We start from the raw sequence: 13,155 nt of genomic DNA, 5'->3' as shown, positions 1-13,155 counted from the left end.
CGCGTGAGAGCCACAAATACCGCGTCCCGCGCCAGCGCCGCGCTCACCTTAATTGCCCCCAATCGTGGCTGCGCTTTGAATGCCTGCGACGATACTAGCTGCACCAAACAGGATGAAGCAGCCAAGGATGACCGTGGCACCATAGCGCCAGTTCATCCGCCCCGTCAGCATCAGAAAGCCGACGGACGCCACCGCCATGACAGCCACCACGGTGGCTACGGTTCCCAGAAGCGTTCCTTCGAGCCAGTGAACCGCATTGACGATAGGACCGGAACCCGCCGGATCGAAATTCGCCGACTGTGCCGATGCCCGTGCTCCCCCGATCGCGTAAATCGCACTAATGGCTGCCCCAAACACGCGAATGTCCATTCCATCCCCACCCGAGATCGGCTCGGCAATGTCAGCCGCCAGAAGAGCGCTTTCGAGCCAAGTGAGATGTCTCGCATGACTCGGCGAAACAGATCAATAGCGACGTTGGAATTACTGCAATTGGACGTCGGGCAAAGAAAGGATGCTGTTCCTTTCAGTGAAATACAGGCCACTCTCCGCGATGATGCGGGCAACAACCGCCTTTATTTCCTCGTTTACGCCGTCGCCATCGACATCCACCCGGATCATCTCTCCTTCATCCCCCGTCGCGACCCGCAGACGGATAATGCCACGGGCGTCTGGAAATCGTGCCGCAACCGCTGAGTGGATCAGGGCATAGTTTTGGGCGAGAGCAGTAGCATCCGCCGCCAATTTACGCGTAACTCCTCGACTTATGGGCAGGGGATCGACGCCCGTGACCAACCGCGCAGGCGGCGGCCGCCCGACAGTTGCAAAGGCCATCAGGCCCTGGGCGATCTGGGATGCGCCGAAAATAATCGTGCAGCCGAGTATGACCTTGGCTGCGGTGGTCCAGTTAAGCTGCCCCCTCATCATGGCGAAACCACATGCCGCGACCGCCACGACAGCGACACTGGCGGCCATGCTTCCGGTGAGAAGGTCGCTGATCCAATCGGTTGCTGCGACGATGGAGGAACTGCCGTTCATTGCTTGTCACTAACAAGACAGGGGCAAATAGGGGGCTGAGCCGAAGACATGCCCGATCAGTAGGCTATGTGGCGGAGCGTGCAAGCAAAGGCATCCATGATCCTGTCGCGTGCCCACGGATCACGCATGACGGCTTCGAAGGTGGGAATGTCATTTTTTCTGAACCCCGATTTTTCGCGAACGACGAGCGGACCATTCGGAATCCCCGTACGCGCAACGATATCGCTCAGCGCGGCATCCATTTCCTCATACCGGTAAAGCTGGTCGACCATCAGCGTGCCGTCAGGGCCGGCATAGAGACCCGTGTCGACCGGAAAAACGCCGATATCAACAAAATCCGGCCATTCCGTGGGGTTTCCGCGCGCCTTATGATCCAAAGAATGGCGCAGCATCGCAAAATAGGACAGGCACTTGTCCACGGGATGCCGCTCAAAGGCGAATTTGAAGGCGCGTCCGAAGAAATCCGGTTGCCGTTCCCTGATTTCATATGACGCCATATGGTTATAATAGCCATCATGGTTGCGCGGCCGATGCCCTGGCCGAGCCGGCGTAATTGGTGTTACGATATCATCGCGCCCGCAATATGCGCCCAGATGGACTTCGAGCGATGTCCCGGCCGTCTTGCGGGTCTTCACGAACAAGAAGGAGTGTTTGAATGACAGAACGACCATATTGACCGCAATAATTTACGTCGCCCACCTGGGCAAGAGTCAGCGCCCCGGCACCCCGCATATCTGAAATATCAGGCGCAATACGACTGTGCAGCATCGTGCGGCGGACGTTATATCGATGCCCCTGATACGCACGGGCGCCGTTCAAGGCCTGCGTTCTCCCACGGTTACCGGCCTTGCCTCCTCCGGCTGCTGCTGGCTGTTAGGGTCGTCGCGCGTGATGACGCCGTTCTTTTCAGTCCAGCTTTCGATCAGTGCGGGAATATCTTCTGCCGGTGCCGGCCTGCCGAAAAAAAAGCCTTGGGCATAATCGCAACCCAGCTGCCTCAGCTTCGCGGCCTGTTCCTCTTCCTCCACGCCTTCGGCCACGACTTTCATGTTCAGCGCGCGCCCCATGGTGACGAGGGCGGATACGATCGCACCATCGGCTTCGCGTTCGGTGATCCCGCTGACGAACGAGCGATCGATTTTCAACGTGCTGACCGGCAGGGACCGGAGGTGGGACAGGGACGCAAAGCCGGTGCCGAAATCGTCGAGCGCCAGCGGAATATTGCACCGGTGCAGCTCATCGATTGCCTTGCGGACGACGTCGGAGCCGGCGCCCAGAACCACGCCTTCGGTGATTTCGATTTCGACATGGTTGGCGTCGATCGAAAATCGGTTCATATTTTCGATGAAACGCGACACATATTGTTCACGCCGCAGTTCGGCGGACGATACGTTGATGGCCACATGGCCATAGGCAAGCCCTTTCGCCTTCCATGCCGCCATGTCGTTAAAGGCCTGGTTGATCATCGTCTGCCCGATCATGTCCGCCACATCATGATCTTCGAACGCGGCGTAGATTTCCGCTGGTGAACGGATCGCGCCGCGATTGTCGCGCCACCGCAGCAACGCCTCGAAGCCGACGAGTTCCCGGGTCTGTAGCGAGACCTTGGGCTGATAATAAGCGAGGATGGTGCCGTCGCGCACGGCGGTGCGGGCGCGATTGATCATGGCGACCCGTTCCTGCACGTCTTCGAGCAGGGATCGTTCGAACATCTGCATTTGCCCGCGCCCCAGGGATTTGGCGCGATAAAGCGCCAGATCGGCGTGGCGCATCAATTCGGTCGCGACCCGGCCGTCATTGGGGAAGGTGGAGATGCCCATGCTGACCCGGCATTCGATCGATCGCCCCGCAGCGAAGAAGGTCTCGCGGATGTTGAGCACGTCGCCGGCCAGATCGACGAGCTGCTTCTTCGTTTTGACGTCCTCGATCAGGATGGCGAATTCGTCACCGCCGAGGCGCGCGACCAGGGCGCGGCCCTTGAATATCCCCATCAGGCGCGAGGCGAAATTCTTCAGCAATTCGTCGCCGGCATGATGCCCCATCAGGTCGTTGACGTCCTTGAAGTTATCGACGTCCAGCAACAGGATGCCGAGCTTCTTGAAATTCGTCATGGCGCGGCTCAACGCCTTGTCGAGACATGCGTTGAACAGGGCGCGGTTGGGCAATTCGGTCAGCGAGTCATGTTCGGCATTCCAGCGTATCTGATCCTCGATCAGGACGCTTTCGTGAATGTCTTCGGTATAACCGTACCAGCGAACGATATCGCCATCGTCGTTGCGGCGCGGATAGGCCTGCGCGCGCATCCAGCGATATTGATCATTGACCAGCAGGCGCACGCGAACGTCGAAAGGCTCGCCGGTCGAATGCGCAGTGGCGATGGCCTGGCCGACAGGTTCAATATCGTCGGGATGCGTCGCCGTCAGCCAGCCCGCGTCGGAGGCCTCATCCCGTTCCAGACCCGAATTTTCCAGCCAGCGGTCGGTGAAATCGATGATGCGACCCTGCGCATCGGCGATCCAGGGAAGCTGGGGGTTATATTCGACGATCAGCCGGAGATTTTCCTCGCTCTGCTTGAGGATGTCGATTTCCGTCTGTTCATGGGTGATGTCGACCATCACCACCTCGATCCGGAACGTCCCGGCACGATCGCCCAACAGTCGAGTCACCGTCCTGAAATGCCTCGTCGCGCCGGTGCGGTCGTCCAGCGTCACCGGAGCATCGGCCCGGCCGTCCCTGAATGTTGCACGCGCCAGAGCGAATAGCGGTTTGCGGAGATCTGCCCGGAGAGCCCTGATCCAACGAAAAAACAGATCGGACCTGTGCAGACCGATGAGCTGGGCGGCGCCGCTGTCGCAGTCGCATATCCCGTGATCATCGATTTCGAACCGGGCCACCCCGGCGAGTATCATCGCGTCCTGACTAAAGACCATCGGGCCTTGCCTGTCCTGCGATCCTTCGCAAGCCGGCCGCGATGAAATTCGGTCGTTCATTCCACTCCCGCCGACGGCCGCAACTAGGATTCCCCAGGAATTTACCATCCACTCGATAAGGTTCGGTTAATCCCTGCGCTACGAAATGCGGGATATGTGAGCAGACCAGTGGCAATGCCTCAGAATTTCAGTGCCAGACCAATGCCATAGGTGCGGGGGGCGCCATAGGCGGCGGTCCTGTAGATACCAATGCCCGATCGATCGTCGGCATAGGTTTTGTAGATCGTATCGGTAAGATTATCGATCCAGCCGGTGATGCTCCAATTATCCCGGCGCAGCCCGAAGCGGAGATTGACCAGCGTCCGCGGCCCGGCCCTGAACGCATCGGCGTTGGTCGGCTCGAAAAAGACGGTGGACCTGTAATCGACATCGCCGCGCGCGAAGAGTGTGCCGATGGACACGGGCACTTCATATTGAACAGCGCCGTAACCGGTGAAATGCGGGGCCAGGACGAGATCGTTGCCGGCGCAGTCTGTGCTGCCTCCGCCGACGGAGAGCGGTACGCCGCAATTGTCGAACCGCTTATAATGGGCGTCGAGCACGGCCGCATTGCCCTCGACCCGCAACCGCGGCGTCAGTTGCAGCGAAAACTCGCCTTCAAGACCCTTGCTCACGGCCTTGCCGGCGTTGCTCAGCCCCAGGCCGTTGCCCAGCACCTGCGACACCTGCAACCGGTCGTAATCGGTGCGGAAGGCCGCGAGGTTGACGCGCAATCTGTTGGCCAGCGCGAGCGCCTTGAAGCCTGCTTCATAGCTGGTCGCCTGTTCGGGCTGTGCCGTCAGCGCGGCCAGCGAGGACGCGATGTCGACATTATAAGCGGCGCTTTTGAACCCCCGCGCGAAGCGGGCGTAGACATTGGCGCCCGGCGCGATCTCGTATGATAGTGACGCGCTCGGCGAGAAATCATCGTCATTCGATCGGCCGTCGAACATCAGGTCGGGAAAGCCAAGGAACGGGAATATGCCCGTTACGTCACCCTGTTCGAAATGAGTCCGCTTCTTTTCTCTGGTGTAGCGCACGCCCGCCGACAGCGCGAGACGATCGGTCAGCTGATAATCGAGCCGTGCGAACAGTGCCGCGCTTTCGGTCGACACATGGCCCCTGGTCGTCAGTGTCGGCTGACCGGGGACGCCCAGGTCGGCACCCAGGCCGAGCGCCCGATCGGTGCGGACCATCTGGTCGAAATAGAAAGCGCCCACGAGATAGCGCAGTTTTCCGGTCTGGCCGGTCAGGCGCAATTCCTGGCTGAAGAAATGCGATTTGTCGCTGAAATCGTCGGCGGCGACGAAATCGACCTGCTCCTGATCGTCGTCCAGCGACGCATCATAGGAGGATTTGCGATAGGCGGTGATCGACGTCACAGTCAGCGCGTCGGCTTCCCATTCAACCTTCAGCGAAACGCCCTGCCCGTCACGCGACAGCCGGTTGGGCCGGTTATTGTTGATATGCAGCGGCTTTCTGGACGGGAAATCGGCAGGATAGCCTGCCAGACTATCCGCCTGGAAAAAGGCCGGCGTGCCGCGATCGCGCAAACCGTCCCAGCGGACAAGGAAGGAAAGCGCGTCGGTGGGGGTGAACTTGGCGGACAGCCGCCAGGTCAGGAGATCGGTGGAGCCGGCATCCTTGCCGCCCGACAGATGTTTGTAGAAGCCGTCCTGCCGGGTGTAGGACACAGCGCCCCGCACCGACAGCTTGTCGTTCAGGGGCGCGCCGATTGCGGCTTCGGCCCGGCGATAGTCATAGCTGCCCACATCGAGGCTAACCGATGCCTCCGGATCGCCACCAGGCTGCCGGGTCTGAACATTGATGACGCCGGCAATGGTGTTCTTGCCATATTCGGTCGATTGCGGCCCGCGCGCGATTTCGACCCGGTCCACGTCCAGCAGCGCCTGCGCGAAATTTTCCGGCCGGCCGACATAGACGTCGTCCACAAATATGCCGATGCCCGTTTCCAGTCCGATATTGCGAACCAGCGTGGAAATGCCGCGAATGGATATCTGTCCCTGCAACTGGCCGGCGATGCCGCCGCTGATATCGACATTGGGCGCCAGCCGGGTCAGATCGGTGATCGATCGCAAACCGGCGGCCAGGACGGTGTCGCCCGAGATGCTCGTCACCGACAGCGGCGCCTTGAGCAGGGACTCAGGCACTTTTCGCGCGGTGATCGTGATGTCGGCATCGCTGACCTGAGCCGAGGCGACACCCGCCGGAAAGCTGCTAGCCGCCACCGAAGCGAGCAGCGCCCGCCGCCAGAAATGTCCCGCCGTTACATTGATCATGCTACCCACTGCCCGTTATATTTTGTTGGACCCGTCTCCTTTTTAATGGCGGTGTGGTAAACTATCGGTTAAATTTTATCGTTCAGCGTCGGCTCATCGGCAGGCCAGCCCGCTGATCAATAACGGGTCAGTTCCACGTCGATATGGCGGAAGCCGTTGATGAAATTCGCATGGACGCGGCGGACATCCCCCACCACATTGACCTGAAGACGTCGCCGGAGCAATTCTTCCAGCAGGACGCGGATCTGCAATTCCGCAAGCCGCGCACCGACGCAGCGATGAATGCCGTGACCGAACGAAAGATGGCGGCGCGCATTTCCGCGTTCGATGTCCAGCCGATCCGCGTCAGCGAACACCGCTTCGTCCCGGTTGGCCGAGATATACCAGAGCGCGAGCTTGTCCCCCTTGGCGATCTGCTGGCCGTTGAGTTCACAGTCCGCCGTGGCCGTGCGCCGCATATGGGAAATGGGCGTGTGCCAGCGGATGATTTCCTGCACGGCATTGGGCAGGAGCGATTCGTCCGCCTGCAACTTCGCGCGCTGATCGGGAAACTGGTCAAGGCCCAGCACGGCCGCAGACATGCTCGTCCGGGTGGTGTCGTTGCCACCGACGATCAGCAAGGCGAGATTGCCGATAAACTCCATCTCGCCCATTTGGGACATGCTCTCGCTCTGCATCATCATGCCCAGCAGGTCGCCGCCGCCCGGATTGGCCAGCCGCTGCTGCCACAGAAGATGGAAGTAGGTCGCCATCTCGGTCAGCACCTCGCGCCGGACCTGAAACAGGTCGGCGATCCGCGCCGCTTCCATATTGCCCGCCCAGTCGGACCAGAAGGTCAGCAGGTGCCGGTCTTCCGCCGGAAAGCCCAATATGGTTGCGAGCATGCGCGTCGCCAGTTCGGTCGACACATTGCCGACCCAGTCGAACGTGCCGCCCACCGGCAACGTATCGATGATCTCTGCCGCGTGCGCGCGCAGCTCGACGGCGAGTTCGGTGATGTGGCCGGGGGTGAAGGCCGGAGCGACCGTCTTGCGTTGGGCGCTGTGCTCGGGCTCGTCCATGGCGATGAACATCGGCAACTGGAACTCCTCCCCCGGCGCGGGATCGCCGATGGTGATCCCGCCATAGCGCCACGAGGATGAAAACAGGTCGGGCTTTCCCTCGACCTCCGCGACCATCGCGTGACTGGAGATATTCCAGTAATCGCCATAGGCGGTGCCGGTCACCCGGCTTACCGGCGCGGTTTCGCGCAGCCGCTGGAAGACCGGCTCCCACCTTGCCTGCGAATAGAGTTCGGCACGGCTGGTATCGTCGGGATGTGGGGTGTCGCTTTCGGCCTCGCCATGCGACGCCAGCCACTGATCGACGGCCTGATCGGCGGTGGGGGCAGTGCGATAGATTGGCGTCGGTTGCATGTCTGGTCCCGTCTTCCCGTGATCATGAGGCAAAGCCGGGCTTTCCCGGACGGAAGGACGATGTCAAGCGGCGCAGGCGGACCCTGCCCCTCCGTCCTCGATAACGACCAGGGAATTTGAGGCCGCCCGGAACGCCGAAGGTAAAAACCTGTTAAGGACTTTCCATTATCAGGGGTGGGCACCTCTCGCGTGAGATTGAATATGAGCGAATATGTACCCAGCGCGCAGCTTCGGGCCGGAAGCTCGACGGTCGCTGCCGACTTCATTGCGCATGTCGACCTGGCCGTCACGCTGGAAAGCCTGGTGGCGCATTTCAGCCAGGCGCTGGGGCCTGCCGGCGCCAGTCACGCCTGTTTTGCGCTAGAGGGTGGAGAGCGACGTCGACTGTTCGGCGAAACGGGCTGGGGCGGCCTGATCGCACGACCCGAGACGCTTCCCCTGCTGCGCTTTCCGGTCACCGGATGGGATGAACGCGACTATGAGGTGGAGATCGCTCTGTTCGGTACGGCGGCCACGCCGGAAGAGCGCGCCAATCTGCACAGCATGGCGGTGCTCTATCTCTGCCGGGGCATTGCCCTGATCGACGCCCGGGATGAACCGATGGGTTCCGCCCTGACCGCGAACGAACGATTCTGCCTCGCTCAGCGGCGGGCCGGGCTGTGCGATCTGGACATCGCCGAAGCGCTCGACCGGTCGGTCCATGCCGTGCGAATCCACCTTCAGCGGGCGAAGCTGAAGCAGGAAGCCTGACATTTGAAGCACGGCGAAGCCTGCTCTGCCGTAGCGGACAAGTTTCCCATGACCTCGACAATATAACATGATACCCGCTTCGCCAGAGGCGGGAGGCTGGCTTGTTGCATCTGGTTACGGGCGAGAACAGGTTTCTATATAATGACGAGATCAGGGATTTATACCGCGCCCGCGCCGGGGTGTTCGTGGATCAGCTCGGCTGGGACCTGACCGTCACGGACGGTATGGAACGGGACGAATATGATGATTCCCGTGCGAGCAACGTCATTGGTTTCGCGGCGGACGACCGGGTCGTCATGGGGCTGCGTTTTCGCCCTACCGATGACCGTTCGATGCTGGTGGACCATTTTTCCCACGTATTGCCCGCCGGCATTCGGCCGATCAATGACGCGCGCACATGGGAATTGAGCCGGGGCTTTTGCATCGAACGCGGCGTTCGCCGCCATCATCTGAGGCGGAAGGCCGCGTGCATGATCGCCCCGCTGGAACTGGCCTATGAGGCCGGTATCGACCGCTGCGTCGGCTTTACTGATGTCAGGATGCTGAGTTTTTGCTATGGCGTCGGCTGGAAGCTCAATCTGCTCGGCTCGGCGGTTTCCTATGGTCAGGGCGACGCCGTGGCCTATGAAGTCGATGTGTCGCGATCCGCGATCGAGGATATGCGGCAAATGTGGGGTCTGCCAAAACCTTCTCATATTACACTTTCCGGGCTTTCGCCCGACGACCGTAATGTGCATCATGCGGCCGAGCGGCTGATTCAGGATCATCCCGAGCTCGCCAAGATCGCGGCGCAGCCGGTGGCGGAACTCACCGGGACCGATGGCCCGGCGGGCACGAAGGCCGAGAAATATTATAATGAATTTGGTGGTTCGGACGCAGAAAGACATGGATGAGCAACGATAATATCAAGATCGCATCGCCAGTGGAAATCGAAAGCTGGATCGTCGGGCGCATCGCCGAACTGGTCAATGTGCCGGCGGACACCGTGTCGCCGGAGGCGGATTTCGAGAGCTTCGGCATCGATTCCGCAAAAGCGATCGCCCTGATCGTCGATCTGGAAAACTGGCTGGATTTGCCGGACGAATTGCCGCTGGAACTGCTGTTCGAAGCCGGTTCGATCGGCCAGGCTGCGGAAAATATCGCGGCCGCCTCCAGGGCCATGGTCGCCAGCCAGGCCGCAGGCGCCAAATGACCGACGCAGGGCAACTTGAATTCGGCGGTTCGGCCGCCGCCATCCGTCACCATTATGACGTCGGCAACGATTTCTATTCCGCATGGCTCGACCCGACCATGACCTATTCGAGCGCAATGTGGAACGGCCTGCCCCAGGACGCCCCGCTGGAGGAGGCGCAGCAGCGCAAGCTCGCCTATCATGCGGACTCGGTCGGTGCCGGCCCCGGCATGCGGATACTCGATGTCGGCTGTGGCTGGGGCGGCATGATGCGCACGCTGCTGCGCGACTATGGCGTCGCCGAAGCCGTGGGACTGACCCTCAGCGAAGAACAGCACGCCTATATCGGCCAACTCGGCATTCCGGGCATCAGCGCGACGATTTCCAACTGGCATGATTATCGCCCCGACCGGCCGTTCGACGGCATCATCTCGGTCGGCGCTTTCGAACATTTCGCGCATCCACAGCAGAATGTAAGCGAACGCCGCGACGTGTACCGGCAATTTTTTGCGGCCTGCCGCGAATGGACAGCCGGCAAAGGCCGGCTCTCGCTCCAGACGATCGCCTATGGCAAAATGGCCCCGGAAGACGCCAATCCCTTTATCTCCAACGAGATTTTCCCCGCCGCCGAATTGCCGACGCTGGAGGATATCGTCGTCGCCTCCAACGGCCTGTTCCGGATCGAGCTATTACGCGACGACGGCCTCGATTATGCGCGTACCTGCGAGCTGTGGAGCAACAAGCTGCGCCAGGCGGTCAGGAGCGGCCTGCTCGATCCCGAAGCGCATCCCGTGGACAAATATTCGCGCTATCTTCGCATGTCGGCGGCTGGCTTCCGCATGCGGAAAATCGCTCTGCTGCGCATCGCCTTTGCGGCTTATTGAGCCACTCGCACCGAGTTCGACCAGCCTATGCAGATAGACTTTAGCCGATCGATCATCGACGTCATCGTCGGTCATGAAAATCAAGTTCCCGATCGTCCCGCCCTCGTCTTCGACCTTGGGGACGGCCCCATCGCCAGCCTGACCTATGCCGAACTTGGGCAGGATATCCGGCGTCTGGCGGGCGCGCTTGTCGCGCAGGGGCTGGCCGGCCGCCGGATCGCCCTGTTATTTACCGCCAGCACCGAATTTGCGCGCGCCCTGCTCGCCTGCTTCGCGGTCGGCAGCGTCGCGGTGCCGATCGCACCGATGGGCCGGAGAAAGGCCAGGTTGCAGAATATTCTCAGTCTGCTCGACGAGATCAGGCCGGACTGCATATTGGTCGACGATGTCATGGCCGCGCAATTCGGGGCGGACCTTTCCGCTGCGGTTGGGGGTAGGCGTTATCTGACGTTCGGCGCCCTGATGCATGATGCAGAGCCTATCGAGCCCTCGCGGCTGTTACCCGATCAGCTGGCGCTGCTCCAGTTCACGTCGGGCACGACATCCCGCCCCAAGGGGGTGATGATCACGCACGGCAACATCATCGCCAATGAAAGCATGATCCAGGCGGCCTTTGGCCATGCCCAAGATTCCCATTTCGTCGGCTGGGTGCCGCATTATCATGACCAGGGCCTGTTCGGGAACATCCTGCAACCACTGTTCCTCGGATCGACCTGCGTCATCACTTCGCCTGCCGCCTTCATCAACAAGCCGATGAGCTGGCTGCACCTGATCTCGCGCTATCGCGCCCATACCAGCGGCGGCCCGAATTTCGGCTTTGATCTGTGCGCCGATTATGCCGAGCGGCGCGGAATGCCCGATGTCGACCTGTCCTGCTGGCGCGTGGCGTTCAACGGAGCCGAGCGGGTCCGGCCGCAGACGCTGAAGCGGTTCTCGGACCTGTTTGCAAAGGTCGGCTTCGATGAACGCGCTTTCCTTCCATGCTACGGGCTGGCGGAATCGACGCTGGTGACGATCGCGATGCCGCCGGCGACCGCACCGCTTGTCAAAGCCTATGACAGCCGGGTCCTTGCAGCCGGGCGAGCCGAAGAAAGCGCCGACGATGGCGCGAGCCTGCAACTGACCTGCTGCGGCCCGGCGATGGAGGGAAGCGAGGCGCAGATCGTCGATCCGGTCACCGGCGCTGTTCTGGGCAACGGGCCGGTCGGCGAAATCTGGGTGCGCGGGCCGCATATCGCCAAAGGCTATATCGACAATCGCGAGGCGACCGAGGCGACCTTCCACGGCCGGCTCGACGATGGCGAGCCCTATTTGCGGACCGGGGACCTTGGCTTTTCCACGGCCGATGGGTTCTACATCGTCGGCCGCCTCAAGGACGCCATCATCGTTCGTGGCCGCAATTATGCGCCTAGCGACGTCGAGCATATCTGGATGGAAATGTCAGGCACGGTCGGTCAGGCGATAGCCGCAGCGGTGCAGATCGATGTCGGGGACGAACAGCATGTCGCCCTGGTGGTCGAGGTCAGCCGCACCGAGGCGCGCGAGATCACCCCTGAATGGTTGCAAGGGCTGGCCGGGAAATTGCGCGCCCGTGCCATGGAACAGCTGGAACTGAGCCTCACCGATCTTGTCATGGTTCCGGCCGGCTCGATTCCCAGAACGACGAGCGGCAAGGTGCAGCGCCGGAGGACTGCCGACATGGTGATGAACCGTGAATTGAGCATCGTCGGTATCGCGGGACCGCTCGCGCACTGGAATGACGAGCAGAACCCTGCTCTTTCCTAACGAGAAAAAATAGAGTGGACGACGCCTGAACCGGCGGTCTGAAAAGAGGATGCATGATGTTCGAACTTTTGGCTGCGCTATGATTTGCGAAGTCCGTCAATGGGGCTTCCCTCGGCAGAACTGGCGCGCCAACATCGAACAGGTGGAATGGGCCACAGACACGGTTTTCAGCGCGTCGAATTGACCGAGCATCACGGTACGCCCGACAACGTCAATCCATCGCCGCTCATCCTCGCTGCGGCGATGGCCAGCCGCTCATCCCATATCCGATTGCAGCCGTCCGCAATCATCCTGCCGCTGCACGACCCGATCCGGATCGCGGAAGATTGCATCATGGTGGACATCGTCAGCAACGGGCGGCTCGATGTCGTTCTGGGACCGGGTTATATGCCGGACGAGTTCGAGATGTTCGGGGCATCGCTGAAGGATCGCGGCCGCCTCATGACAGCAAGCTCGACGTTCTCCGCCGCGCCTTCAGGGGCGAGACATTCGAATATGAAGGTCGCACGATCCGGGTCACGCCCGCGCCCGTACAGAAAGGCGGTCCAAAGCTCATCATCGGCGGAGGCGTCTGGCCACCGCGCACCGCGCGGCGCAGTTCGGCGACGGCTATTATCCCATGATGTATCGCGATGATTTCGTCGAAGAATATCGTCGCACCTGTGCCGCGCTCGGCAAAACTCCGGGGCGGGTCATGAACGGCGACGGCTCGACGGTGATCCATATCGGACATGATCCCGATAAGCCTGGGCCACACTCGCGCCCTTCACCCTTCATGAAACAAATTCCTACGCGGCCAATGCCGCCAGGACCGGCCAGACCCTTCACCAGAAGCCCGCCGAGTCC

At 61.1% G+C, this 13,155-nt stretch carries 12 protein-coding genes; 6 read left to right on the top strand and 6 right to left on the bottom strand.

All coding sequences use genetic code 11. The features are described from left to right. Window positions 1-48: 48 nt before the first annotated feature. The 6 genes from WG907_RS11485 to WG907_RS11460 all read right to left on the bottom strand — a co-directional run bounded on the left by WG907_RS11485 (window position 49) and on the right by WG907_RS11460 (window position 7,719). Entirely contained in the window at window positions 49-369 is a 321-nt protein-coding gene (locus WG907_RS11485; RefSeq protein ID WP_340232904.1) for a TrbC/VirB2 family protein, read from the bottom strand. Window positions 370-480: 111 nt separating this feature from the next. Next, window positions 481-1,035: a TrbC/VirB2 family protein gene (locus WG907_RS11480; RefSeq protein WP_340232903.1), complete on the bottom strand. Its 555-nt coding sequence runs from the start codon at window positions 1,033-1,035 to the stop codon at window positions 481-483. 56 nt (window positions 1,036-1,091) lie between these two features. Further along, complete coding sequence (locus WG907_RS11475) at window positions 1,092-1,676, bottom strand: sulfotransferase family protein (RefSeq protein ID WP_340232902.1); 585 nt, start codon at window positions 1,674-1,676, stop codon at window positions 1,092-1,094. A 174-nt stretch (window positions 1,677-1,850) separates the two neighbouring features. Then, window positions 1,851-3,965 (bottom strand): putative bifunctional diguanylate cyclase/phosphodiesterase, encoded by a 2,115-nt coding sequence (locus WG907_RS11470; RefSeq protein ID WP_340232901.1) that lies wholly within the window; start codon window positions 3,963-3,965, stop codon window positions 1,851-1,853. A 179-nt stretch (window positions 3,966-4,144) separates the two neighbouring features. Then, the gene (locus tag WG907_RS11465) at window positions 4,145-6,304 is read right to left on the bottom strand and encodes a TonB-dependent receptor (protein WP_340232900.1); all 2,160 of its coding nucleotides are present in this window, start codon (window positions 6,302-6,304) and stop codon (window positions 4,145-4,147) included. Window positions 6,305-6,420: 116 nt separating this feature from the next. Beyond that, window positions 6,421-7,719, bottom strand: a complete 1,299-nt coding sequence (locus WG907_RS11460; RefSeq protein WP_340232899.1) for a cytochrome P450 — start codon at window positions 7,717-7,719, stop codon at window positions 6,421-6,423. Between the two features lie 201 nt (window positions 7,720-7,920). Here WG907_RS11460 and WG907_RS11455 point away from each other — a divergent pair, with 201 nt between their 5' ends. The 6 genes from WG907_RS11455 to WG907_RS11430 all read left to right on the top strand — a co-directional run bounded on the left by WG907_RS11455 (window position 7,921) and on the right by WG907_RS11430 (window position 12,945). After that, window positions 7,921-8,469, top strand: a complete 549-nt coding sequence (locus tag WG907_RS11455) for a helix-turn-helix transcriptional regulator (RefSeq protein WP_340232898.1) — start codon at window positions 7,921-7,923, stop codon at window positions 8,467-8,469. A 101-nt stretch (window positions 8,470-8,570) separates the two neighbouring features. After that, window positions 8,571-9,362 (top strand): acyl-homoserine-lactone synthase, encoded by a 792-nt coding sequence (locus tag WG907_RS11450; RefSeq protein ID WP_340232897.1) that lies wholly within the window; start codon window positions 8,571-8,573, stop codon window positions 9,360-9,362. Beyond that, complete coding sequence (locus tag WG907_RS11445; protein ID WP_340232896.1) at window positions 9,359-9,661, top strand: acyl carrier protein; 303 nt, start codon at window positions 9,359-9,361, stop codon at window positions 9,659-9,661. Before WG907_RS11450 ends, WG907_RS11445 begins: the two co-directional genes overlap by 4 nt. Further along, a complete protein-coding gene (locus tag WG907_RS11440; RefSeq protein WP_340232895.1) occupies window positions 9,658-10,524 on the top strand; it encodes a class I SAM-dependent methyltransferase in 867 nt (288 codons plus the stop codon). The genes WG907_RS11445 and WG907_RS11440 overlap by 4 nt, the downstream gene beginning before the upstream one ends. A 27-nt stretch (window positions 10,525-10,551) precedes the next feature. After that, window positions 10,552-12,309: a fatty acyl-AMP ligase gene (locus WG907_RS11435; protein WP_340232894.1), complete on the top strand. Its 1,758-nt coding sequence runs from the start codon at window positions 10,552-10,554 to the stop codon at window positions 12,307-12,309. A gap of 99 nt (window positions 12,310-12,408) precedes the next feature. Beyond that, on the top strand, window positions 12,409-12,945 hold the full coding sequence (locus WG907_RS11430) for an LLM class flavin-dependent oxidoreductase (protein ID WP_445326804.1): 537 nt from the start codon (window positions 12,409-12,411) through the stop codon (window positions 12,943-12,945). Window positions 12,946-13,155: the final 210 nt, after the last annotated feature.

Origin of the sequence: Sphingobium fluminis, assembly GCF_037723805.1 — a bacterium.
Taxonomy (GTDB): Bacteria; Pseudomonadota; Alphaproteobacteria; order Sphingomonadales; family Sphingomonadaceae; genus Sphingobium.
The sequence above is the reverse complement of the archived record's forward strand: the minus strand, read 5'-3'. Positions and strand labels throughout refer to the sequence as shown.

Excerpts from the sequence above, each read along its gene's own strand:
- WG907_RS11435 (WP_340232894.1), top strand. The coding sequence starts at position 10,552 with ATGCAGATAGACTTTAGCCGATCGATCATCGACGTCATCGTCGGTCAT.
- WG907_RS11440 (WP_340232895.1), top strand. The coding sequence starts at position 9,658 with ATGACCGACGCAGGGCAACTTGAATTCGGCGGTTCGGCCGCCGCCATC.
- WG907_RS11455 (WP_340232898.1), top strand. The coding sequence starts at position 7,921 with ATGAGCGAATATGTACCCAGCGCGCAGCTTCGGGCCGGAAGCTCGACG.
- WG907_RS11465 (WP_340232900.1), bottom strand. The coding sequence starts at position 6,304 with ATGATCAATGTAACGGCGGGACATTTCTGGCGGCGGGCGCTGCTCGCT.
- WG907_RS11430 (WP_445326804.1), top strand. The coding sequence starts at position 12,409 with ATGGGGCTTCCCTCGGCAGAACTGGCGCGCCAACATCGAACAGGTGGA.
- WG907_RS11445 (WP_340232896.1), top strand. The coding sequence starts at position 9,359 with ATGAGCAACGATAATATCAAGATCGCATCGCCAGTGGAAATCGAAAGC.
- WG907_RS11485 (WP_340232904.1), bottom strand. The coding sequence starts at position 369 with ATGGACATTCGCGTGTTTGGGGCAGCCATTAGTGCGATTTACGCGATC.
- WG907_RS11460 (WP_340232899.1), bottom strand. The coding sequence starts at position 7,719 with ATGCAACCGACGCCAATCTATCGCACTGCCCCCACCGCCGATCAGGCC.
- WG907_RS11480 (WP_340232903.1), bottom strand. The coding sequence starts at position 1,035 with ATGAACGGCAGTTCCTCCATCGTCGCAGCAACCGATTGGATCAGCGAC.
- WG907_RS11470 (WP_340232901.1), bottom strand. The coding sequence starts at position 3,965 with ATGGTCTTTAGTCAGGACGCGATGATACTCGCCGGGGTGGCCCGGTTC.